The following is a 23,537-nucleotide window of genomic DNA, read 5'->3' as shown; positions in this document are numbered from 1 at the left end:
GGAATAATGATGAAAACCCACCCATTCAATGTGATGCCTGTTCGCCTGACGGCTTTGACACTGGCACTGATGGTGCTGGCGGGCTGCAGCGATCGCAAGATCAGCGACGAGCGGATGCAGCGTTTTAACCAGCCGGATATCGCCAGTATCAGCGTGAAACCGTCCTCGCTGGCGGTCAGCCTGCTGGCCGATCGTAGCGGCCGTGGTCTTGATGCCGATTCCCTGGCGGCACTGAATAAACTGCTGAAACAGCAGGGACGTCTGGAGAAGCAGACGCTGACGATTACCCCGTGGACCGTACGCGGTGAACAGATTGCCAGCCGTCTCGCCAGCGCGTTGCAAAACGCCGGTGCCGACAAAAGCCGTATTCGCGTGATGACACGTGCGTCAGGCGCGGGTCGCAGTGGTGACTTGCAGGTGCAGTCACAGGCACTGGCCGTCAGCGTGCCTGACTGCCAGGTCAACGATCCCGGTCTGCTGATGGTTAAACCCTTTGATGCTGTCGGTTATCTCGGTTGTGCCAACCAGAGCAACCTGGCGCAGATGGTGGCCGATCCGCGTGATCTGATCCAGGCGCGCAGCCTCGATGCGGCAGATGGCGTGGTGATCGTTAACAGTATTGAGCGCTACCAGCAAAACGAGGTGAAAGACCTCATCGATATTAACTTCGACGAAGACTAACAGAAGGTTAAGCGGATGAGTGACGCAACGGTATCTCCGGCTCAGGAAGCGGAAGAGTGGAGCGCAGGCCTGGCAGCGTTTGTTCAGGGCGCGGATCAGCAGACGCAACTGCGTGAAGACCTGGCGCGCCTGCGTCGTACCGGCGTGCAGGTACATGCCGGTGGTCTGACGGCGGCCAGCCAGTGGTGCGAGCTGAATCTGCCACCGCAGGTGCTGCTGGTGGATCTGGATGGCGAAGCCTGGCCGCTGCCGGGGATGGAAGCGCTGCTGGCGATGTGTGGTCCGGGCACGCGGGTGATTGCCCTCGGCAAAACCCAGGATGTCAGCCTGTACCGTGCGCTGCTGCAGCTGGGCGTGACCGATTACCTGGTCAAACCCTGCACGCTGGATCTGCTCTCCGCCACGCTGGCGAAGTGTGAAGGCCAGCAGTCGGGGCCGGAATATGCGCGGATGGGCCGCACCGTAGCGGTGGCTGGCGCGAGTGGTGGCGTGGGTGCCAGCACCGTGGCGGCAGGGCTGGCGCGTCTGATGTCGCAGGAACGCCATTTGCCGCTGGCGCTGGTGGATTTTGACCGTCGCCACGGCGATCAGCTGTTGCTGCAGGGCGTCAGCGACGATGCCGGACTGGCGGCAGTGCTGGAAAGCACGCAGCTGGACACCCGTCTGTTGCAGCGTGCGATGGTGCAGGTCGATACGCGTCTGCATCTGCTGGCGCAGAAACCTGAGCTGGGTGAACTGGCCGCTGTTGATCCTGATGCGGTACTGAATCTGGGTGGCACGCTGTGCCGCATGTTTAATCAGGTGATATGGGATTTACCGAGCCATCTGCCGGACGGTGCGCTGGATGTGATCAGCTGCGCCGATCTGCGCATTCTCGTCACCGAACTGACGGTGCAGGACGCGCGTAACGTGCGGCGCATTATGCAGGCCATTGGTGATGAGAGCGAAGGGCAGCGTCTGCTGCTGGTGCATAACCAGAGCCACTTTAGCGGCAGTGCGCCGCTGAGCCGCGCGCAGTTCGAAAATCTGGTCGGACGACCGCTGGATCTGGTGCTGCCACACGCAGGTGCCACGCTGGCGCAGAGCCTCGGCCTTGGCGCGCTCAGTCTGGCGGCCAGTGCGCCGTTCCAGCAGGCGATGCGCCAGCTGGTGGATATTGCCTGTGGCGTGCGACCACAGCCGGTGAAGAAGCACTGGCTGAATGGTCTGCTGAAGCGTGCCTGAAACCGTATTAACCCGTAAGGAGAGTGCCCTGTGCTGATGCGTAAACCCCTTGCCCCGCGACGCGAAGACGTGGCCAGACAGCCCGAAGCCGCACCGCAGGCCAGTCCGGTCAAAGCCGTGGAAACCGCAGCGGCCGAGACGCGCCAGGCGGCTCCGGCAGCGCGCCAGCCCGCGGAAAGCCGCAATGGTCATCGCCGCCTGATCCGTACTCAGCTGTACGACATGATCGATGCCGGGCGCGCTGCGGCGATGTCGCGCGACAAACTGCTGGCGCAGATTCAGGTGGCAATCCGTCAGCTGTGTGATGAGCAGCGACTGCAGTTATCGCGTCAGGAAGAAGAGAGTATCGCCAGCGAAATGCTGGATGAAATGACCGGTATCGGGCCGATCCAGCCGCTGCTGGCGGACGATACCGTCAACGACATTCTGGTCAATGGCGCCGGTCAGGTGTTTGTCGAGCGTTTCGGCAAACTGGAACTGTCATCGGTGACCTTTATTGATGAAGAACATGTGTTTAACACCGCACAGCGTATCGCCGCTGCGATAGGTCGCCGTATTGATGAATCCAGTCCGATGGTGGATGCGCGTCTGCCGGACGGCAGCAGGGTGAATGTGATCACCTACCCACTGGCCATCGACGGCACCACTATCTCGATTCGTAAATTTATGCGCCGCAACCTGTCGCTGGACACGCTGGCCTCGCAAGGGTGTATCTCCCCGGCGATGGCGGAGGTGCTGACGCGCGCGATGCAGGCGCGTCTGAATGTGATTGTTTCCGGCGGCACGGGTGCCGGTAAAACCACGCTGCTGAACGCGCTGTCGCAAAACATCGACACCCGTGAACGCATCATCACCATCGAAGATGCCGCCGAGTTGCAGTTGCAGCAAACCCATGTGGTGCGCCTGGAAACCCGTCCTGTCAGCGCCGAAGGCAGCGGCAAAGTCGATCAGCGCGACCTGATGCGTAACGCCCTGCGTATGCGTCCGGACCGCATCATTCTTGGCGAGGTACGTGGCGGTGAGTGCTTCGATATGTTGCAGGCGATGAACACCGGCCACGATGGCTCGCTGTGTACCGTCCACGCCAATACCACGCGTGACGCCATTCAGCGTCTGGAAAACATGGTGATGATGGCCAATATGCAGCTGCCGCTGATGGCGATTCGCCGTCAGATCGCCAGCGCGGTGCATCTGATTGTGCAGATTGAACGTATGCGTGATGGCATGCGCCGCGTGGTGGCTGTCAGTGAAGTGTGCGGTATGGAGAATGAGGTGATCCAGATGCAGGATCTGTTCACCTTCCAGATCCGCGGTAATGACAGCCAGGGGCGTATCACCGGCGAGTATGTGCAGGTTATTCAGCGCCCGCAGTTCTACGCCGATCGGGTACATCTGTTCGAACAGTGATCAGGAAACCGTTATGACGCCTTTTAAACTGAATCTGATCACTGCGCTGGTGTTTGCCGTGGTGCTGCTGGTGGTGCTGGCTGTTGCCCACTGGCGGCGTCAGCGTCAGCTGGAGCGCCAGCGCGCGCAGCGGATGACGCAGATCTTCGGTGAAGACGCCGCTGTTAAGGCGGCGGAAACGGATTCGATCCTGAAAAGTCATGCCCGCACGCCATTTGCCGGGGTGCCACTGCTGGGGCCGCTGGCCGCGGTCTGGTGGCAGCAACTGGAGTTTATCGGCTGGCAGAAGACGCTGCGCAAGCGTGCCTTAGTGCTGTTTGTCATCTGTCTGGTGGTGGGGATGGCGATTGGCCGTCGCACACCACTGCCGCTGACGTTCGGCCTGCTGTGCGCCTTTGCCCTGACGCTGCTGGTCGGGATCATCATGTTCCGCAGCACGCTGCAAAAACATCTGCGTCAGCTGCGTGAAAGCCTGCCGGATGCCATTGACGCCATTACCCGCAGCTGCCGCGCCGGGGTGCCGGTGGCGAACACGTTTGGCCAGGTCGCGGCGCATATCAGCGGTCCGCTGGCCAGCGAATTTCGCACCATCGATCACTGGCTGAAACTCGGTATTCCGCTGCGCCAGGTGATTCAGACTTCTGCCAGCCGCGTGCCGATGGCCGAATACCGTTTCTTTGTGGTGATCCTGATTATCAACCAGGAAGCGGGGGGGCGTCTCGGTGAGACGCTCGAACGCCTCTCCACCACCCTGCGTCAGCGGCGCGAACTGGCGCTGAAAGTGCAGTCGAAAACCTCCGAAGCGCGAGCCTCGGCGAAAATCGTCGCCGCGCTGTTCCCGTGCTGCCTCGGTTATATGTACCTGAAATCACCGGAAGATTTCGACTTTCTGTTTAACGATTCGGTCGGTTCCACGGTGCTGATCTACGCGTTGTGCAGCGTCACGCTGGGCATGTTAATCACCCATCTGATGGTTAAACGCATCGCATAAGGAGAGGAAACCATGTTCAGAGATCCTGTGGTGTGGCTGGCGTTGCTACTGATCGCGTTTGGCGTACGTATGGCGCTGAAAAGTCGTGAACAGGCGCAGCAGCAGCGGCTGCACGCGCGTCTGGCGGCACATGTGGCGAGCGATGAGTCTGCGGTCGCCAGTGGCGCACCGGACAGCATTCTGCGTAATCAGGGCAAGGCGTTGCCGCCGCGGCTGGAAAAGATCCTGCAACCGATCGCCCGCTGGGGACTGCAGCTGGCAGGTTCGGATCGTGATCGGGTGCAACTGCGCCGCCTGCTTGATCTGGCGGGTATCCGCCGTACGGAAGCGCTGGGCTGGCTGCTGGCGGGCAAACTGGCCAGTGGTTTACTGATGGCGCTGCTGCTGGTGTGGGGTATGTTACCGCCGCAGGACCGCTTCGGGCTTACCGGGCTGGCGGCGGCGCTGATTGGCTTCTTTGCCGGTGGCCTGCTGCCGGAAGCCTGGCTGAAACTGCGTGCCGCCAGCCGGGGTGAAAAACTGGCGCGTGCGGTGCCGGATGCGCTCGATCTGATGGTGGTCTGCGCCGAAGCCGGTCTGGCCATTGGCCGTGTGCTGCAGGTGGTCTCGAAAGAACTGGGCCTCTCTTCACCGGAGATGGCCGACGAACTGCGCTACACCGCTGCGGAATTACAGATCCTCGCTGATCGTAACACGGCGCTGCTGCATCTCGCGGAGCGCACCCGTGTCAGTGAGATCGAAAGCATGGTCGCGACGCTGTTACAGGCTGAACGTTACGGTACACCGCTGTCGCAGGCGCTGCGTACGATTGCCGATGAGAGCCGTAAAACCCTGCTGCTGACACTGGAAGAGAAGGCGGGCAAGTTACCGGCACAGCTGAGTGTGCCGCTGATGACGCTGATCCTGCCACCCATTATCGCCATTATGGCGTCGCCTGCGCTGCTGCGGGTGATCCGTCTGTTAACCCATTAATCGCGAATCGAGAGAACACGACATGTCGATGAAAAACCCACCGTCATCTTTCCTGCGCCACCTGCTGCTGGTGACGGTCTGCGGCGCGCTGCTGGCGGGTTGCAGCAGCAGTGGTCTGACGCTGAAAGGCAATAAAGAAGAGGGTCTGAAACTGGCGCGTCTGTTACGCGATCAGGGACGGCTGGAAGCGGCGGCAGAAGTATATGCGCGTCTTGATGTGCGCGGCAAGCTGAGCAGTGCGGAAATGCTTGAGTACGCCACGGTGGCGGGCGCGGTGCGTCAGCCTGCAGACACGCTGGCGCTGTATGGCCGTGCCCGCGATGCGCTGGGCGGCAATGTCGCCCAGATGTCGGCGACGGAAGCGACGGCGATCTGCGTCGGCATGGGACGCGCTGAACTGGCGCTGGGTCGTACCGCTGCGGCGCAGAAAGATTTCGATTGTGCGCTGAACCGTGATGCGCGCAACGCCACGGCGCTGAACGGTATGGGCGTGCTGCTGGATGCGCAGGGTCGTCATGACGATGCGCGTCGCCGCTTTGAGCAGGCGCTGACCAGCGAACCGGGCAATGTTGCGGTCATCAATAACCTGGCGCTCTCGTGGCTGGCAAGTGGTCAGCCAGAGCGTGCCATTAACCAGCTGCGCAGCGCCGATCGCAATAACCCGTCGGTGCGTCTCAATCTGGCACTGGCGTGGCTGTATCAGGGCAACGAAGCCAATGCGCGTGAAGTGCTGAGCCAGCTGGCCGATGACTCACGTGTCGATACGCTGATCGCCAGCCTGAGTGAGCGGGCGGCAACCTTAAAAAGCAGCAATGCCAGTGAAACCCTGCTGATGGCCAGCACTCAGCCACTCTCCCTGAGTGACAGCACGCAATGATGCGGCAGAAGTGGCGCGCAACGTTCATCGCATGGCGCACCGGGCGCGGCGTGATCTCGACAGAACTGGCGTTTCTCGCGCCAGTGATGCTGGTCGGCGTAATGATGCTGTTTGAACTGGCGCGTATCGGTCTGGTGATTGGTATTGGCAGCGTTGCGCTGGATAAAGCGGTGCAGTCATTCCGCCTTGACGATCTCAACAATGAAAACGTCAACGATATGACTGAGCAACTGCGCAGCCGTATGGTCAATGCCGGTTATGGCTATATCAGTGAGGACGATCTTTCGGTCAGCGTGCTGCATTTCGACAACCTGAGTGAGCTGGGCGGCCTGACCATTTCTGACGAAGAGCAGGGCGAAAAGAATGTGCAGACGCTGCCGGTATGGTCGGTGACGGTACAGATCAAAAAGGAGTTTATCTCGCCGCTACCGGAGGTGCTGTCGCTGGGTAACACCTTCCGTTATCAGTACAAACATGTGTTTGGCACGGAGCTGCGTGATGAGTAACTGGCTGCGCCGCGGCTGGCGGGAACTGCTGCAACAGCAGCGTGGCGTGGTGGCGGTCGAAACCGCGCTCGCCTTCCCGATTCTGCTGGCGGCGGGAGCGCTGGTGGCGGATATCGTCACCGTCGAACTGGAACGCGAGCATCTTGAGCAGCGCGCGGGTGCCATTACGTCAGTGCTGGCGATGCAAAAAGATCTCACCGAACAGGGGCTGCAGGGATTGCTGGACGCCACTCTTCCTGACACCGGCGTCGGTGAGTACCAGCTCACCATTACCAATGTGCGCCAGACGGGCAATGTCTACTGGCAGCTTAACCGCGGCAACAACACCACTATCTGCACCGACAATCAGACGGTGGCGGGGGAGTCGTATCCCGGTGAACTGCCGGAAGTGGATGCTGAAAAGGGCGAGGAGAATATTTCCATGATCGTGGTGGAGCTGTGTCGCCGGGGCGAGGATATTAACCTGCTGGGCGGCCTGTCGCTGACCAATATGCTGCAGGCAACGGCGGTAAACCGTGTTACGCGCAGCACAGTGACGCTGGATGATGCACTGGCCGCGGAAGCCGGACTGGAGCAGGACGATGAATAAGCGACTGACACTGTTACGTCATGCGTTACGCCGTTTCTGGCGTCAGGAGCGTGGTGCCGGTACCGCGTTTTATGTGCTGGGCATGATGGGGCTGCTGCTGACCGGCGCATACATTATCGATACCGTGCAAACCACCGGCGATGCCGCACAGGTCAAACGCGCCACCGATGCGGCCGCGCTGGCAGTCGGGCGTGAAGCCTTAAGCAAAAATAATAGTGACTACACCGCTGCGGAGCGCCAGCAGCTGGCATGGCAATATGTCCGCAGTAACCTCGGCATGAACAGTGAGCTGGTGCAGCAACTGGATGCCGCGGATGTGACGGTTACCGAAGGTCGCAGCAGCAATGCGCGTCGCACTTATACCGTCACCGTCAGCTTCGCCAGCAAACCGATGCTGCTGGCGGTTGAAGGGCAACAGCATGAAATCTACTCCACGGCAGAGGTGATCTACCGGCCGAGCGAAGTGGCGCTGGTGTTACCGAATACCAGTTCGGAAACCAATGCTGAACTGGCGGTACTGCGGCGTCTGGGGAACAACTTTGCCACCGATTTCCTGGCGGATTATCCCGATCGTCGTCTGGCTCTGGTGCCTTACAGCCAGTCAGTGAGCGTGTATGACGCCGACCGATGGAGTGACCGTATCCGCAGCTGGGCGATGAATCAGGCGTTAACCCCCGTAGAACTGACCTCACTGTTCCGCAATAACGACTATGGCATTGCCAATCTTGCCAGCCGTCAGATGCCCGATTTGCGCTCCAGACGCATGTGTCTGTATCGCGGGCTGGATCAGGGTGAAAACTACTTTTGGGATGAGGCGCCTGCCAACAGTTTCTGGATCCATTACCGCCATGACCTGCCGATCAACGCCACCTGGATGCCGTTTATCGAGTGGGTCGGCCCTAACCCTGATTTCGGTCAGGCCACCGGCGTCAATGACACGCGCTATATCGTTGGTGATAAAGGTTGTCCGACAGCCGCGTTATTGCCGCTGACGGATGACCTCAACAAGATTTCCACCCGTCTTGACCAGATGGAGTCGCAGTTTAACGTCAACTACGCCATTGCGATGGGCTGGGCGGCGATGTCACTGTCGCCTGCATTTCGCGGTGATGATGGCTGGGGCGACAGCGAATACCCGCTCGATTTTAACGACAACGGCAGTGGCAATATCAAAGCGATTGTGATGATGGCGAATACCATCGGCGACTGGTTCGATACCGATGCCTATAACGCTTACGTTGGCGAAGCCATTGATGGTGACGGGCAACAGGGCACAGACGGTGCCATTGAAGCGGCCACCAGACGTTTCGAATCGCTGTGCGAAAGCTTCCGCAATCACGATGTGCTGTTCTATTTCATTGGTGTGCGACCGGGTGATCCGGAGGATTTCGGCCGCACGCTGTTTGGCCAGGTCGCGGTGCCAGGGCTGCAGGTGTGCGCGACAAATGACGGCGGTTATATCAAGTTCGCCGACAGCTCAAGTTTTGCCGGGGCAGAAGGTCAGATCAGCAATTTGCTGGACGGCATTCTGGACGATATCGACAAGCACAGCAGTTCTGTCCGGCTGATTGAGTAATCAGTCAGGACGGCCTGTTGCCACTCTTAGGTGAAGTTATGAAAAAATCATCCACCCGTCCGGCCTGGAGCCAGACGCTGGCGCTGGAACCGCGCATGATGTTTGATGCCGCCGCTGTCGCCACGGCTACTGAGGTCGCTGATGCCCAGGCGACGGCCACCACCGCGCCTGATGCCACCGCCACCCCGGCCAGCGATGCGGTATATACCATCGATAAAAACGGTGTGGTCGGTGCGGATGCCCATCTGTTTAGCAATGCCGATGTGTCTGCTGACAGTGAAGGTAATGAAATCACCAAACTGGTGGTGACTGTCAGCACCACCGGCACCAACCAGGCGCTGGTCATTGATGGCACCAGTATTGCGCTGACCACCACCTCGGCCACCCAGGAAACAGACAACAGCCACTACTCTTACAATGTCGATGTGGCAGATGGCAAAACCACCATCACACTGTTTCTCAGCAACAATGCTGAGGCCACGCCGCAAATGGTCGAAACGCTGATTGATGGCATCAGCTATCGCGCGTTGGACAGTGATGTCAGCAGTGGTGAGGTGACGGTGACGCTGAAAAGTATTGCCGATGACAGTGACACAACGGCGCTGGATATCAGCGCTACCGTTACCATCGACAACAATAAAAATCTCGCCCCCAGCGTCGACTACACCGCTGACTTAGCGCTGCGCGATGATTTGACTGTCGCCGACCTGGCAGACAGCGCGACGCAGGTCGGTTACTCCTCTGACGGTAACTTTGCCTATGTCGCCAGCAGTGACGGCACGGTGCTGGTGTATGCGGTTTCTGATACTGGCGGACTGACGAAAATTCAGACCCTCAGCGGACTTATCCCTGCGGCCAGTGAAGATGATTATGATCCCGCGGTGATTAACGGTATCGCCGTCGGCGATAACGCGGTGTATCTGCTGTATGGCAGTTCGGTGATGACCCTGAGCCGTGACAGTGATGGCAAAGTCAGCCTGACCAGTACCGATGGCATTGGTGACACCTCGGTCAATATTGCCCTCAGCAGCGATGGCAAAAACCTGTATATCAGCTCTGAATGGAACGGCATCTATGTTTACGACATTGCCAGCGACGGCACGCTGACGCAGGTCGAAGAGTCCCGCTTTACCGAAAACACCGACCGCTCGGCAGGGATCGCGGTTGCGGGCGATTATCTGTTTGTGATGGCGCGTGGCAGCACCTCATTAACCGTGTTGCAGCGCACGGTGGTGGATGGCGTCACCAAACTGGTGGTGGTGGATAATCTGCCTTACGGCTCGCAGTCTGACTATGAGTCGCTGTACCAGCTGGCGGTCAGCAGTGACGGCAGCAAGGTTTACACCCTGAATACGGTGACGGGTGAGCTGGTCACCTGGCGTTTCGATGGTTCGCAGTTGACGCAGATCGACAGCCGTACTGTTGATTCGGCCAGCGATATTGCTATCAGCAGCGACAACGGTCAGCTGTATGTCAGCACCAGCGACGGCACGCTGTATCGCTATAAAATCGGCAGCGACGGCGCACTGACCGAGATTGCCAGCCAGACGACTGGCGGCAGCCTGGCACTGGTGGTATCGGGCACCTCATTGCTGGTGGTGGGCGGCAACAGCATCGAACGCTACAGCTCTGAGCTGAGCTATACCGTCGGTTCTGATGCGATTGCGGTGGCGGAAACGCTGACGCTGGCGGACAGCAATTCCGATGTACTGAACAGTGGCGCGGGCAACTATGCTGGTGCCAGTATTACCATTACCGCCAGTGACGACAGCAACAGCCAGTTTACCCTGCAGGATGCCAATGGACTGAGCGTCAGTGGCACGCAGTTACTGCTGGATGGTGTGGAGATTGGCAGCTTTGTCACCAGCGGCAACAGCGTGACGATTGCCTTTACCGCCGACGTCAGCACCGAGACTGCTAACCAGGTGCTGCATCAGGTACTGTGGGCCAGCAGCGGCGTCAGTACCGCGCTGGTGACGCTGACTGTGGTCGCGAATGACGGTCAGCTGGACAGCCAGACGCAGACGGTCTCGGTTCGCGTTAACCAGGTACCTGCGCTGGATGAGAGTGTGGTGGACGGCTACACCCTGCCGGTTGCCACTTCGGAGACGGGCTACAGCGAAGTGCTGCCGGAACTCTTTAAAGACAGCGACGGCGATAACCTCACCTGGACGGTCACCGGGCTGCCTGATGGCCTGACCTTTGATGCGGAAACGCGCACCATTTCCGGTTCGACTACTGAAACGGGCAGTTTTACCCTGACAATCACCGTCAAAGATACCTCTGGCGCAACGTCCAGCACCTCGCTGGAGATGACGGTCGAGCAGATTGATAACCGTGATCCGGTGAAGAGTGACACGGCACCGACCGCGCTGACCTCTGCGGTTATCAGCGAAACCTACAGCCTGAAACTGGACGCTTCGATGTTCAGCGATCCTGATGCGGTGTATGGCGACAGCCTGAGCTGGCAGGTGAGTGGTTTGCCGGACGGGCTGACCTTTGATGCCGCGACGCTGACCATCAGCGGCACAGCGACGACGCTGGGTGACAGTGTGATTACCATTACGGTGACCGATGAATCCGGCAAAACCGCGGAGGCAGAGGTCGCGCTGCGGGTGATCACTCAGGCTGAAATGGATAACACCGCGCCAGCCCTGAATCCGGAAGCCAGTACACTGGTGTACAGCAGCGATGGCTCGCTGAGTGGCTACAGCTACTATATCGGCAATATGACCATTTCGGCGGACGGAGAAACGCTGGTGGTGGTGGGCAGTACCGGTGGTAACTACAGCGGTACTATCTATGTCAGCATCTACAGTCGTGATACCAGCAGCGGTGAACTGACCCTGCAAACCACCTATACCCAGGGCACGGCAGACGATGGCAATGACAGTAACGGCATTGAGGTTGATGGCCTGACGGGCACCACTAATGCCGTTTTCTCCGCAGATGGTTCGACGCTGTATCTTTCCGGCACCAACAGCAGTGGCAAAGCGGTGGTGCAGTCCTTCAGCCTGGATGCCGACAGCGGCAAACTGACACTGATCTCCAGTGCCGAAGTGGTTGCAACCGTGACACAACTGAAGGTGTCAGCGGATGGCAGCAGCGTGTATGCCATGAGCAGCACCGGACTGTACCGCTACAGCGTCGACAGTGACGGCAAACTGACTGTGCAGGAAAGCTTCAGCGATATCACCAGCGCGCTCAGTCTGGGCGTGGATGGCAATGGCACGGTGTATGTATTTAGCAGCAGCGGCGCGATTAATGTCTATACCCCTGACAGCAACGGTGCCCTCACGCTGGCCGGTAAACTGACCCGTTCTGGCACCGCGCTGACCTGGACTGATAAAGACGGTAATACCAGCAGCGCCGGGACATTGTCCAGCAGCAGTGGCCTCAATGGCCCTTACTCTTCGATGGTGGTTTCTCAGGATGGCTATCTGTATGTGATGACCGGCACTAACGCTTATCTGACGGTGCTGCACTATGACGCTGACAGTAATAGCATCAGCCTGGTCTCTTCGCGCAGCACCTACAGCGATCTGAACAATAATTTCAGCTGGTCGATTGCTATCTCTGACGACGGCAGCGCGCTGTACATCGGCTCCAATGGTGCTGTGATGGCGATTTATGACATCGGCAGTGATGGCAATGTGACGCTGCGTACCACACTGAAAGCCAGTGGCGCGCTGGTCACGCTGACCGTGTCGCCAGATGGCAAATCCGTGTATGGCGGCTCACGCTATATCAATGGCCTGCGCCAGTTCAGTGGTTCCGCCGAAGCGATTGAAGTCAGCTGGACCGAAGGCAGCAGCACACTGATCGCCAGCCAGCTGGTGCTGTCCGATGTCGACTACGATGCCGCGAACAGCGGGGCGGGTAACTACAACGGCGCAACCATCACCATCGCACGTGACGGTGATGATACCAGCGCTGACAGCTATAGCCTGGTGGAAGGCAACGGTCTGACGCTGAAAGATGGGAAGATTTATCTCAATGACGTTGAGATTGCCACCTTCAGTGAAACCGACGGCAAGCTGACCGTCACCTTTACCGCTGATGTCACCACGGCGGTGGCAAATCAGGTACTGCATCAGATCAGCTGGCAGAGCAGCACGAAGACACCGGCGGAAACGCTGGCCATGACGGTCAGTATCAGCGACCAGTACGTTACTACCAGTCAAGCCGTGACAGTAAAAGTCACCCAGGTTAACGACGCGCCCGAGCTGAGCAGCCAGGCGACGAACCCAACCTACAGCGATACTTCCGCCACTGTCACGGTCTTTAAAGACACGGTGATCGACACCATCGAATCCGGGCAAACCATTCTCGGCCTGACGCTGACCGTGTCCGGGCTGGTCAGTGGTGAAAGCGACTATCTGGTGATTGACGGGAAAACCGTATCGCTCACCGACGGTGTGCGGGTGATCACTAACAACAGTCTGGTGATCAGCGTCTCCGTCAGCGATGGAGTGGCGACCGTGGAGATCACCAGCCTGGACGGTATGACGACTGCCGCCGCGCAAACGCTGGTGGACGGTATTGCCTACGGCAACAGCGATGCCTATAGCGGTACACACACAGTGGCGCTGACGCAGGTGCGTGACAGCGGCGGTACCGAAAACGGCAGCAGCGACAGCAGCACGTTCAGTATCACCTCCACCATCACCCTGCAGGCGCAGGATATGCCGCCGAAACTGGTGGCGACAGAAAACAATCTGCTGGAGCTGGCGGACAGTCTGAGTGCGGTGAGTGGCCTGGGTACCCTTACCCAGACGGTTCTCTCCGCCGATGGTGCCAGCCTGTATGTCACGGATGGCAGCGGCACCGTGGCACTGTTCAGCCGCGACACCACCACCGGCGAACTCACCTGGTCCGGCAATATGAGTACCGGGCTGGGCAGCATCAGCAGCATCACCCTGACCAGTGATGGCCTGACGGCGATTATCACCAGCACCAGTGATAACAGTCTGTCTGTCTTTAGTCGGGCAACTGATGGCGCTCTGACACTGCTGGAATCACATACCATCTGGAACATAAAGGCGATTACGTTATCCAGTGATGGCAGCAGTCTGTACGTGATTGATGAATGGAGTGGTTTGACGGTGTTTAGCCGTGATGCCACGACGGGGAAACTGACTGAAGTACAGCAGATAAGTTACGACAGTAGTGAGCCTTATCTGTTCTCGCCTCTGGCGCTGGAAACGGCAGGCAGCTACCTGTATGTGATTACCGATCCGGTGTATGCCGGATCGCCCAATTCGCTGCTTGTCTATCAGCGGCAGGAAGATGGCACTCTGCAACTGGTCGCTTCACTGTATGACAGCCGTACCGATGCCAGTGGCGCCACCATGGATCTCAGTGCACCGACGACAATCACCGTCAGTGACGATGGCAGCCAGATCTATGTGATCAACAACGGTAACCTGAATATCTACGCCTTTAACCAGAGCAGCGGCAAACTGCTGCAGGTCGATACGCTGGAAAATATCGGCACGGTGAATGCGCTGGCGCTGTCGGCAGATAACACCGAACTATATGTGCTGCTGGCTGAGGGCAGTCTGCAGGTGTACAGCATCAGCAGTGCGGGTGTGCTGTCGCTGAGCAAAACCTACAGCAGCGCAGATTACGCTGCACTGAGCGGTGCGACGTCGATTCAGACCAGCAGCGATGGTGCACTGATTATCAGCGGCAGTCAGGTTGCCAGCCTGATCCCGGCTTCTGACGAACTGCGTTACACCGTCGGCGGTGGCACGAGCAGCAGCTTTACCGACGGGGTTGTACTGTCCGATAAAGTGCTCGACGGTCTGAACAATGGCGCAGGCAACTATGGCGGCGCCAGCATTACCGTGAAAGATGATAGCGGACTGGGCAGTTTTAGTTTTAGCGCCGACAGCCAGCTGACGCTGGATGACAACGGTCAGCTGCTGGATAACGGCACGGTCATCGGCACGGTCACGCAGCAGGATGGCGTACTCACCGTGACCTTTGCCGATGGCGTCACCACGGCAACCGCCAATAACGTGCTCGCCAGCCTGACCTACAGCAACACCAACCTCAGCACCGGTAGTCAGGTGACCCTGTCGGTTACGGCCAGTGACGGACAGCTGACCAGCAGCAGCTGGCAGCGCACGCTGACCATCAACCATGCGCCACAGACCACGGACAGTGACTATCAGCCTGCCACGGTAACCAAAGGTGTGCCGGTCAGCCTGACACTGCCGGAAGATCTGTTCAGCGATCTCGATGGCGACGATCTGCAATGGGCTGTCAGCGGCCTGCCAGCGGGTTATACCTTCGATGCCACGACCCGCACCATCAGCGGCGCGGCAACTACCGCAGGGGAATATACCCTGACCATCAGCGTCACTGACGGCGATGGTGCAACGGCCAGCCGCGAGCTGACCATCCATGTTAATACGGCACCGCAGGCCGGAGAGGGTAGCACCACCTTCAGTCAGCCTGTCGGTGAGCCGGTCAATATCGTGCTGGCGGATAGCCTGTTTGTGGATGCCGATGGCGACGCGCTGAGCTGGCAGTTTGCCAGCCTGCCGGACGGCCTGAGCTTTGATGCGGAGACCCATACCCTGAGCGGCGATCTGGCAGCCGGGCGCTACAGCCTGGTGCTGACCGTCACCGATGCCTGGGGCGCCAGCTTCAGCCGCACGCTGGTGCTGAATATTGTCCAGCCGCAGAGCACTAACGGTGGCGTAGGGCCAGTGATTCTGCCACGACCGCCACAGTTTACCGCTGAAGACAATCGCGACGACGAACGCTTCTGGCGAGCCGATGCACCGCCACCGCCGCGTCCTGCGGCGATGCCAGGCGCACCGATTGCGCCTGCTGGCGTCGCAGAAGGGGCGGCCTTCAACACCGTTGCCGCGACAGGCGGTACGGTGCTGGCGAGCGGCGCGCTGAATTATCAGGAAACACCATGGGCGCTGACGCTAGTGATGAGCAGCCTGATGCCGGCGCTGGAGAGGGTGAATTTCACCACGCGCAGTGCTGACAGCGACCGGCTGGCACGTACCACCGCCTGGTCTGGCGTCTGGCAGGACAGCGGCAACGATCAGCAGGTGTTCCGTCTGCCGCAGGGATTACAGTCCGGCTCTGGCTTTGTGGCGGTACAGCTGGCGAACGGACGTCCGTTACCGGCATGGATTCAGTTTGACGCCCGACGCGGCGAACTGCGCATCAGCAGTGCCGATGCCGCCCGCAGCGGGCAGATTCAGCTGCGCCTGCAACGCGCCGATGGTGCGCCTGCGCTGGTGCTGACACTGCGCGATGGCCGTGCGGTGACCACGGCCAGCGCCAGTGACGCCAGCCTGCATTACACCACCGACAGTACCAGCGTTGTTACGCCACATGCGCCTGATATCACGGCAGCAACCGTGACTGCCAGCGCACGGCCAGCCGATGCGCTGGCCTTTAACCAGGGTATTTCACACTCGCTGGCCGCCCTGCGCGGCGACAGTGACGATTTGCTGCAGGCGCTGAGTGCGCTGGCACAGGATTAACAGGGATAACAATTTAAAAAATGACAACATTCAATACGATGGGACTGACCTCAGCACACTTCTCTCCGCTTGCCGCCATCAGCGCACCACGTCGCCTGAGCCTGTCGGTGGCGCTGGCCTGCACATTACTGGCGGGATGCGCTGTCGCGCCTGAACCGATGACGGCGCAGGAACAGGTGGCGCAGGCGATGAGCGATCGCACCACCATGTTTGCGGATCAGGAGCCGGTGCGCGGCAATATCACGCTTGATGAAGCGATTGCCCGTGCCCTGAAATATAACCTGGCGCAGCGCGTGGCGCTGATGGAACAGGCGATGGAGGACGATCTGCGCGACGTGGCGCGGCTGGATATGCTGCCGAAGCTGGCGGCGCGCGCCGGACTGCAGACACGCGATAACGTCGCCGGTTCCAGCAGCCAGTCGGTAACCACCGGTCAGCAGTCACTGGAAGCCTCCACCAGTCAGGATCAAACCTCGCGCAGCGGCGATCTGACCATGAGCTGGAACGTGCTCGACTTTGGTATCAGCTATGTCAATGCGCGGATGCAGGCGAACAAGACGCTGGCAGCGGAAGAGCGTCGCCGCAAAGTGGTGGCTGATATCACCCGTCAGGTGCGTACGGCATACTGGGAAGCCGCAACGGCTCAGCGTCTGAAGCCGGAAGTGACGCGTGCGCTGGGCGAAGCGCGTCAGTCGCTGGAGTATGCGCGTCAGACCGAACGCGAGCGTCTGCTGGCGCCTGTCGATGCGCTGCGTTTCCAGAAAAATATGCTGGAAATGGTGCGTCAGCTGGAAGTGGTCGACAGCGATCTGGCACTGGCGAAATCGCGCCTGGCGGCACTGATGAACCTGCCGCCAGCCAGCGACTTCAGCCTGGTGGTGCCGGACGAAAGCAGCCTGAAAACACCAAAAATGCGTTATACGCTGGGCGACCTGGAGAATGTCTCGATGGTGCGCCGTCCGGAGATCCGCGAAGAGAGCTATCAGGCGCGTAACGCGGTGCTGGAAACCCGTCGTTCACTGCTGCGCCTGCTGCCTGGCGTCAGTCTGTTTGCCGGTGTCAACGGCGACAGCAACAGCTATCTGGTGAACCATGGCTGGGCCAGCGCCGGGATGCAGGTCAGCGGTAACCTGCTGAATGTCTTCGCCTGGTCATCGGTCAAACGTGCCGGTGAATCAGCGGAAACACTGGCGGAAACCCGCCGTCAGGCGATGCGCATGGCGGTGCTGGCGCAGGTCAACGTCGCCTGGCAGGAGTACCAGAGCAGCGTGCAGATGTTTAGCCGCTACCAGGAGCTGGCGCGGATTCAGCAGGGCATTTATCGCCAGACCGATCTCAGCTACCACAACCAGGCCGCAACGCAGATGGAACAGGTGCGCGTCAGCACGGAAACCATTCTCACCACCCGCGCGCGCGACCGCAGCTATGCGGCGATGCAGAATGCGCTGGGCAGCGTGTATCAGGCGTCCGGTCTGGATATGCTGCCGGACCGCGTCAGTGACACCAGCCTGGCGGCGCTGAGCAACACCATCGCCCGCGCCAGCCAGCAGATTGAAAACGGTGCGGTGGCGATACCGGCGCTGAATGTGCCGACAGGCAGAGTCACGGCCGGGCAGCCTTCTGCGCTCAGCAACAATGCTTTTGCCAGCGCCACGCCGTTAAAACCGGTGCCGCCTGCAACGACCAAACCACAGCCGTATGCCGTGGCGTCCGATAACTGGGGCAGCCTGAATTCCCTCTCCGGAGGCGCGCAGTGAAACGCGCAATGCTTGCCCGCCCGCTGCTGCTGGCACTGATGATGACCTTTGCCGATCGCGCGCTGGCGCAGGAGGCAGAGCAGGAGCCGATCCGCGTTCAGCTGAGCGCGGTGCATCAGACCACGCTCTCCAGCGGTATTGCCGCCCGTATCACCAGCCTTGCCGTGAAAGAGGGTGATCGCTTTAAACAGGGACAGGTGCTGCTGAGCTTTGACTGCGCGGTGCTGAAAGAGAAGCTGAACTACGCCAGTGCCAGTGAACAGGCGGCGCGTAAAAAGCTGGCGATTGCCAACCGTCTCGACAAGCTGAACTCGATCAGCATCTCCGAAGTGGAGCAGACCCGTTCGGCGGTCAGCATGGCGCAGGCGGAAAGCGGGGTGAACCGCGCGATGCTGGAGCGCTGCACCATCAAAGCGCCGTTCTCCGGCCGTGTTACCGAAACGCTGGTTCGTAACTGGGAAACGGTGCCGGAAGGCAAACCGCTGCTGACGATTTACGACGACAGCGCGTTCGAACTGGAGATGATTGTGCCGTCGCGCTGGCTGCGCTGGTTGCGTGCCGACTCGCCGTTCAGCGTCACGCTGGATGAAACCGGGCAACGTTATCCGGCGAAGATCTCGCGTCTCTCCTCTGCGGTGGATGCGGTCAGCCAGTCGGTAAAAGTGTTTGGTCAGATTGACGGTCATGATAACGGTTTGCTGCCGGGCATGAGCGGTGTGGCGCATTTCGACGCCCCTGCGTCACAGGATACGACGGCTAATGCACAGTAATTCGCCTCAGCCAGAAAACGACGCGCGGCTGCGCCTGCTCAGCGAACTGCTGCGCCTGCAGGGGCGGGTACGCACGCTGGAGAGCGCTGACGAACTGGCGTTCTTTATGGTCAACGAAAGCCATCGCCTGTTGCCATATCGCCAGGCGCTGTTGTGGCAGGATGATAACAAGCAGCTGGGTGCCGCGTCCGGTATCGCCACGCTGGACCACCATGCCCCGTTTTGCCGTGAAATGGCGCGGTTGTGCGGCCAGTGGCAGCAGCAATATGCGCAGCCGCAGCGACTGGATGCCAGCCAGCTTGATGCCACGGATCGCGCGTTATGGCAGGAGTATCTGCCCGCCTGTGGCCTGTGGCTGCCGCTGGAAGGCGCGGACAATCTGGCGCTGCTGTTACTGCGCGACCAGCTGTGGGAAGAGAGTGAGGTGCTGCTGCTGAAAGAGCTGGCGGGCGCTTACGGCCACGCCTGGCGCAGCCTGACAGCCAGCCGTCGCACACGCCGCCCGCGCCCCAACCGCCGCTGGGTGATCGCCGCACTGGTGCTGTTGCTGGTGGTGATGCTGATTCCGGTTCGCCAGTCGGTGATTGCTCCAGCCGAAGTGGTGGCGCATCGCCCGTCACTGGTGCGCGCACCGCTGGCTGGGGTGATTGATGAGATTGTGGTACGCCCTAACCAGCAGGTAAAGCGTGGCGACGTTCTGCTGCGCCTCGACTCGCGTGAGTTACACAATCAGCTGGAAAGCGCGCGCCAGCAGTTTGCCGCCAGCGATGCGGAATACCGCCAGGCGCAGCAGATGGCGCTGAGTGATGCCGATGCGAAAGCGCAGCTGGCAGTGCTGGCCAGCCGTCGCGAGCAGGGCCGTGCTGATATGGCGTTTCTGCAGGCGCAGCTGGCGCGAACCGAACTGACCGCGCCACGCGACGGCGTGGCGATCTTTGATGATGTCAGCGATCTGCTGGGACGTCCGGTGTCGGTGGGCGAGCGCATTATGCAGGTGGCGAATCCGCAGGAGAGCGAACTGGAGATCCAGCTGCCTGCTGCCGATGCCATCGCCCTGACGACAGGCGCGGACGTGCGGCTGTTCCTCAACGTCGCGCCGGATGTCTCACAGCAGGCGGAGCTGCAGCAGATGGGCTACCGCGCGGCGTTAACGCCGGACAACATTATGGCGTATAAGCTGCGCGCGCGTTTCCTGCAGCCGGATGCTCTGTTGCAAATTGGCCTGAAAGGCAGCGCCAAAATCTATGGTGAACGCACGGTGCTGATTGCCTGGCTGCTGCGTAAACCGTGGTCGGCGCTGCGTGTCTGGCTGGGAGTGTAACCGATGACGGCGATGCCTGACGCGCAGACAACGCGCCTGCTGCCGCTGCGTGAGGAACTGATCCTGCATCGCGGCCCTGCGAACTGGGATGGTTCACCGAGCTGGACGCTGGAAGATCCGCTGCGCGGGCGCTTCTTTCGCCTCGGCTGGCTGGAGATGGCGCTGCTGTCGCGCTGGTCGCTTGGCGACCGGCAGCAGCTGATCGCCGAAGTGAATCGCCGTATGCCGCTGGAGATTGGCGCAGAGGACGTGAATGCGTTCAGCCGTTTCCTGCAGCAGCATGCGCTGACGCATGGCGCGGGCGATGACCAGCTGCGTGAATTTGTGCGTCAGAAAGAGCAGGGCAAAAGCGTCTGGTGGCGCTGGCTGCTGCATAACTACCTGTTTTTACGTGTTCCTTTGCTCCATCCGCATCGCTGGTTACAGCGTATGCTGCCATGGGTGGAGCTTTTTTACCGCCGCCCCTTTTGGCTGGCGACACTGACGGCTGGGGCCACCGGACTTCTGTTCGCCAGCCGTCAGTGGCAAACTTTTCTGCATACTTTTCTGCACTTCTTCACGCTTGAAGGAGCGCTGCTGGCCGGGGCAACACTGGTATTCACCAAATGCCTGCACGAACTCGGCCATGCCTTTACCTGTACCCGCTATGGCGCCCGCGTCCCGACGCTCGGCGTCGCGTTTCTGGTGCTGATGCCGGTGCTGTATACCGACACCTCGGCATCGTGGAAACTGCCACGCCGCCAGCAGCGACTGACGATTGGCGCAGCGGGCATGATGGTCGAACTGGCGCTGGCCGCCTGGGCGACGCTGGCGTGGAGCTTTCTGCCCGACGGCATGTGGCGCAGCGCGGCGTTTATGCTGGCGACCACCACCTGGATTATGACGCTGCTGATTAACCTCAGTCCGCTGATGCGCTTCGACGGCTATTTTCTGCTGTCCGATGCACTTGGCGTACCCAACCTGCAACCACGCGCCTTTGCGCTGGCGCGCTGGAAACTGCGTGAATGGCTGTTTGGCCTTGGCGATCAGCCGCCAGAGTTCTGGCCGCGCTGGCTGCAACGCACGCTGCTGGCCTACTCCTTTGCCACCTGGGTTTATCGCCTGTTTCTGTTCACCGGCATCGCGCTGCTGGTGTATCACATGGCGTTTAAGCTGCTCGGTATGCTGTTGTTTGCGGTGGAGATTGGCTGGTTTGTCCTGCTGCCAGTGTGGAATGAACTGCGCGAATGGACCAAACGACGTAAGGATTACCGCATGAATCGCCATCTGGTGATAACCCTCAGCAGCGTTACGCTGGCGCTGCTGATTCTGTTGCTGCCGTGGCAGCGCACGGTGTATGCACCTGCTCTGCTGCGTGCCGACCAGCAACACAGCTTCTATATGCCGCTGGCCGGACGGGTGCAGCATATTCAGGTGCGGCCGGGCGAGCAGGTTACCCAGGGGCAAATTCTGTTTACCCTGCAGGCCGATGGTGAGACCCATCAGCGTCAGCAACTGGCACGGCAACTGCAAACCCTGGCCTGGCAGCAGGAGTATCAGCTGCTGAATCGCCGTGCGGCGCAGGATCATCAGCGTATTCGTCAGGAACGCGAGGCCGCCAGCCAGCGCTATCAGGTGCTGGATCAGCAGCAACAGGCACTAAGCGTGCGCGCGCCATTTAGCGGTGTGATGGCGGATCAGATGATGCCGCTCTCCGCGGGTGACTGGCTGCCGCAGGGCGAATGGCTGGGCACGCTGACGGGTCCGCAGGGCGGGCTGGTCGAAGCGCTGGTCTCCGAGCAGGACTGGCGGCGACTGCACGTGGGGGATAGCGGAACCTTCTATCCGCGGGATACCTCACGTGCCGGGTATGACGTGACGGTGGTGGAGATTGAGCGTACTGCGCTGCGCGATATGCGTCCGCTGGCGGAACTGGCATCACTGTATGGCGGGCCGGTGGCGACGCTGAATGGCGGACAAGAGAAGCTGCCGCCGGAGCAGGCTGTGTATCGCGTGGTGCTGAAATTGCCCGCAGACAGTGTTGCGTCACAACAGGTGCTGACCGGTACGGTGGCATTGCAGGGTGAATCGCAGAGTCTGGCAATACGCTTGTGGCAGCGGGTAAGGGCGGTGCTGATTCGGGAGTTGTCGTTTTAAGGCGGTTATGGTGTGCGGGCGGCGTTGGTGTTGTGGCTGGTGAAAGCGTTTGGGCTGGATTTAGGTAATTGTGCTCACGGGAAGGTGGGATGGTGATAAATCCAGCATCCGGCGCGGCAAGGCCTTGACTCACCAGAGGGTTTTTCTTAACGTATTGCCCCGTAGTATCCCGTCTCAACGCCGATATAGCTCAGTTGGTAGAGCAGCGCATTCGTAATGCGAAGGTCGTAGGTTCGACTCCTATTATCGGCACCATAAAATCAATGAGTTACGAAATCCTCTGTCATAAAATCTTCCCGTTTACCCTCTCGCGTACTTACTGGCGTACTTATTTAGCACGGTATAGCTCCTTATCATAACCTCCCCTCCTGAAAGCGTTAGCCTTTGACCCTTGGCTGAAATCCGGTTGTTGCATATAGTGGCTGCCTGTCTGTTGATCATGAGATCGTTGATGCCAAAGATAACCCAAAAACAAAAGGTAGAGTTGACCAGGTGGTTTAAACCGGGCAACTATCTGGCGCTGAAAGACCTGACCCTCTGGGAACTGTACTATGAGTTTGTTCTTAGGCGTGAAATGCATGAACGCTATCAGGAAGCGGCTGAGTCCCCGGATGCTGAGTGGTTGCTGCCAGATGTGAACAAGAGTCAGGAAAAGCTGATTTTTGGTGGTAACCCGATACTTATCAAAAATGTCAATTTCATTGAGTCAGAGGATTTACTTGATGATTTTCATGTAAAGCCGCTTACAGTTAAGCGGGTAAATTTGTTGATACGCAATATCAAAAAAGTGGCGGGTGTGCAATCCGACAAGCACAATACCCTGGCACCAGAACAAACAGACATGCTTGAAATGTCGTTTACTCGATTTAATCTGGAAAGTTTAACAAAAGTGGCTAAAAAATCAGCCAACACAGGTCGTGAGATTGATCCTGTGCTTAAAAACATGTGGGAACGCCGGATAAAGAAGGCCAAGGGACTGATCTACCTGCAAATCGATTTAGGAACCTCAACGGATAGTCAGATCGTAGGTTCAATCACTCATTTGCTGCCACAATGGCGAAAGGTGATGGAAGTAGAATCACCAAAGCTCCCTTCCTATGGTTTTGGTGAGGTTATGATCCAAAAGCTGATCAACTTCGGCGGATTCAAGTTCGAAGTGCAACGCTAAGCCGCCTGTCTTAACTCTGCAAAGACCACTGAAGGCTGCCGGAAC

General features: G+C 59.4%; 15 protein-coding genes and 1 tRNA gene. All 16 read left to right on the top strand.

What is annotated here, in order from left to right; all coding sequences use genetic code 11:
* Positions 1 to 6 precede the first annotated feature (6 nt).
* The 16 genes from ACSZO1_RS03100 to ACSZO1_RS03025 all read left to right on the top strand — a co-directional run bounded on the left by ACSZO1_RS03100 (position 7) and on the right by ACSZO1_RS03025 (position 23,492).
* On the top strand, positions 7 to 681 hold the full coding sequence (locus tag ACSZO1_RS03100) for a CpaD family pilus assembly lipoprotein (RefSeq protein WP_437609416.1): 675 nt from the start codon (positions 7 to 9) through the stop codon (positions 679 to 681).
* Between the two features lie 15 nt (positions 682 to 696).
* On the top strand, positions 697 to 1,905 hold the full coding sequence (locus ACSZO1_RS03095) for an AAA family ATPase (RefSeq protein WP_437609413.1): 1,209 nt from the start codon (positions 697 to 699) through the stop codon (positions 1,903 to 1,905).
* Between the two features lie 30 nt (positions 1,906 to 1,935).
* Positions 1,936 to 3,312, top strand: coding sequence for a CpaF family protein (locus ACSZO1_RS03090; protein WP_437609411.1), 1,377 nt, complete (start codon positions 1,936 to 1,938; stop codon positions 3,310 to 3,312).
* A 13-nt stretch (positions 3,313 to 3,325) separates the two neighbouring features.
* A complete protein-coding gene (locus ACSZO1_RS03085; RefSeq protein WP_437609409.1) occupies positions 3,326 to 4,303 on the top strand; it encodes a type II secretion system F family protein in 978 nt (325 codons plus the stop codon).
* A gap of 12 nt (positions 4,304 to 4,315) precedes the next feature.
* Positions 4,316 to 5,275, top strand: a complete 960-nt coding sequence (locus tag ACSZO1_RS03080; protein ID WP_437609407.1) for a type II secretion system F family protein — start codon at positions 4,316 to 4,318, stop codon at positions 5,273 to 5,275.
* Positions 5,276 to 5,303: 28 nt separating this feature from the next.
* Entirely contained in the window at positions 5,304 to 6,152 is an 849-nt protein-coding gene (locus tag ACSZO1_RS03075; protein WP_437609405.1) for a tetratricopeptide repeat protein, read from the top strand.
* Complete coding sequence (locus ACSZO1_RS03070) at positions 6,149 to 6,658, top strand: TadE/TadG family type IV pilus assembly protein (protein ID WP_437609403.1); 510 nt, start codon at positions 6,149 to 6,151, stop codon at positions 6,656 to 6,658. The genes ACSZO1_RS03075 and ACSZO1_RS03070 overlap by 4 nt, the downstream gene beginning before the upstream one ends.
* Positions 6,651 to 7,247 (top strand): TadE/TadG family type IV pilus assembly protein, encoded by a 597-nt coding sequence (locus tag ACSZO1_RS03065; RefSeq protein ID WP_437609401.1) that lies wholly within the window; start codon positions 6,651 to 6,653, stop codon positions 7,245 to 7,247. The genes ACSZO1_RS03070 and ACSZO1_RS03065 overlap by 8 nt, the downstream gene beginning before the upstream one ends.
* On the top strand, positions 7,240 to 8,823 hold the full coding sequence (locus tag ACSZO1_RS03060) for a TadE/TadG family type IV pilus assembly protein (RefSeq protein WP_437609398.1): 1,584 nt from the start codon (positions 7,240 to 7,242) through the stop codon (positions 8,821 to 8,823). Before ACSZO1_RS03065 ends, ACSZO1_RS03060 begins: the two co-directional genes overlap by 8 nt.
* Before the next feature lie 38 nt (positions 8,824 to 8,861).
* The gene (locus ACSZO1_RS03055) at positions 8,862 to 16,340 is read left to right on the top strand and encodes a putative Ig domain-containing protein (RefSeq protein ID WP_437609396.1); all 7,479 of its coding nucleotides are present in this window, start codon (positions 8,862 to 8,864) and stop codon (positions 16,338 to 16,340) included.
* 38 nt (positions 16,341 to 16,378) lie between these two features.
* Entirely contained in the window at positions 16,379 to 18,097 is a 1,719-nt protein-coding gene (locus ACSZO1_RS03050) for a TolC family protein (protein ID WP_437609521.1), read from the top strand.
* Positions 18,098 to 18,105: 8 nt separating this feature from the next.
* Positions 18,106 to 18,867 carry an efflux RND transporter periplasmic adaptor subunit gene (locus tag ACSZO1_RS03045; protein WP_437609519.1) on the top strand — a complete coding sequence of 254 codons (762 nt, stop codon included), beginning with the start codon at positions 18,106 to 18,108 and terminating at the stop codon, positions 18,865 to 18,867.
* A complete protein-coding gene (locus ACSZO1_RS03040; RefSeq protein ID WP_437609395.1) occupies positions 18,857 to 20,188 on the top strand; it encodes an efflux RND transporter periplasmic adaptor subunit in 1,332 nt (443 codons plus the stop codon). The genes ACSZO1_RS03045 and ACSZO1_RS03040 overlap by 11 nt, the downstream gene beginning before the upstream one ends.
* 3 nt (positions 20,189 to 20,191) lie before the next feature.
* Positions 20,192 to 22,324: an HlyD family efflux transporter periplasmic adaptor subunit gene (locus ACSZO1_RS03035; RefSeq protein WP_437609393.1), complete on the top strand. Its 2,133-nt coding sequence runs from the start codon at positions 20,192 to 20,194 to the stop codon at positions 22,322 to 22,324.
* A 179-nt stretch (positions 22,325 to 22,503) separates the two neighbouring features.
* Positions 22,504 to 22,579: transfer RNA gene (locus ACSZO1_RS03030), tRNA-Thr, on the top strand.
* Positions 22,580 to 22,775: 196 nt separating this feature from the next.
* Positions 22,776 to 23,492, top strand: a complete 717-nt coding sequence (locus ACSZO1_RS03025; RefSeq protein WP_437609391.1) for a DUF6387 family protein — start codon at positions 22,776 to 22,778, stop codon at positions 23,490 to 23,492.
* Positions 23,493 to 23,537: the final 45 nt, after the last annotated feature.

It is taken from the genome of Erwinia sp. V71 (assembly GCF_965644245.1).
Lineage (GTDB): Bacteria > Pseudomonadota > Gammaproteobacteria > Enterobacterales > Enterobacteriaceae > Erwinia.
This window is presented reverse-complemented; position numbering and strand designations above follow the sequence as displayed.

What these genes read in the sequence shown, in the direction of transcription:
- ACSZO1_RS03100 (WP_437609416.1), top strand. Translation starts at nt 7, where the DNA reads ATGATGAAAACCCACCCATTCAATGTGATGCCTGTTCGCCTGACGGCT.
- ACSZO1_RS03095 (WP_437609413.1), top strand. Translation starts at nt 697, where the DNA reads ATGAGTGACGCAACGGTATCTCCGGCTCAGGAAGCGGAAGAGTGGAGC.
- ACSZO1_RS03085 (WP_437609409.1), top strand. Translation starts at nt 3,326, where the DNA reads ATGACGCCTTTTAAACTGAATCTGATCACTGCGCTGGTGTTTGCCGTG.
- ACSZO1_RS03080 (WP_437609407.1), top strand. Translation starts at nt 4,316, where the DNA reads ATGTTCAGAGATCCTGTGGTGTGGCTGGCGTTGCTACTGATCGCGTTT.
- ACSZO1_RS03075 (WP_437609405.1), top strand. Translation starts at nt 5,304, where the DNA reads ATGAAAAACCCACCGTCATCTTTCCTGCGCCACCTGCTGCTGGTGACG.
- ACSZO1_RS03070 (WP_437609403.1), top strand. Translation starts at nt 6,149, where the DNA reads ATGATGCGGCAGAAGTGGCGCGCAACGTTCATCGCATGGCGCACCGGG.
- ACSZO1_RS03065 (WP_437609401.1), top strand. Translation starts at nt 6,651, where the DNA reads ATGAGTAACTGGCTGCGCCGCGGCTGGCGGGAACTGCTGCAACAGCAG.
- ACSZO1_RS03060 (WP_437609398.1), top strand. Translation starts at nt 7,240, where the DNA reads ATGAATAAGCGACTGACACTGTTACGTCATGCGTTACGCCGTTTCTGG.
- ACSZO1_RS03055 (WP_437609396.1), top strand. Translation starts at nt 8,862, where the DNA reads ATGAAAAAATCATCCACCCGTCCGGCCTGGAGCCAGACGCTGGCGCTG.
- ACSZO1_RS03050 (WP_437609521.1), top strand. Translation starts at nt 16,379, where the DNA reads ATGGGACTGACCTCAGCACACTTCTCTCCGCTTGCCGCCATCAGCGCA.
- ACSZO1_RS03045 (WP_437609519.1), top strand. Translation starts at nt 18,106, where the DNA reads ATGCTTGCCCGCCCGCTGCTGCTGGCACTGATGATGACCTTTGCCGAT.
- ACSZO1_RS03040 (WP_437609395.1), top strand. Translation starts at nt 18,857, where the DNA reads ATGCACAGTAATTCGCCTCAGCCAGAAAACGACGCGCGGCTGCGCCTG.
- ACSZO1_RS03035 (WP_437609393.1), top strand. Translation starts at nt 20,192, where the DNA reads ATGACGGCGATGCCTGACGCGCAGACAACGCGCCTGCTGCCGCTGCGT.
- ACSZO1_RS03025 (WP_437609391.1), top strand. Translation starts at nt 22,776, where the DNA reads ATGCCAAAGATAACCCAAAAACAAAAGGTAGAGTTGACCAGGTGGTTT.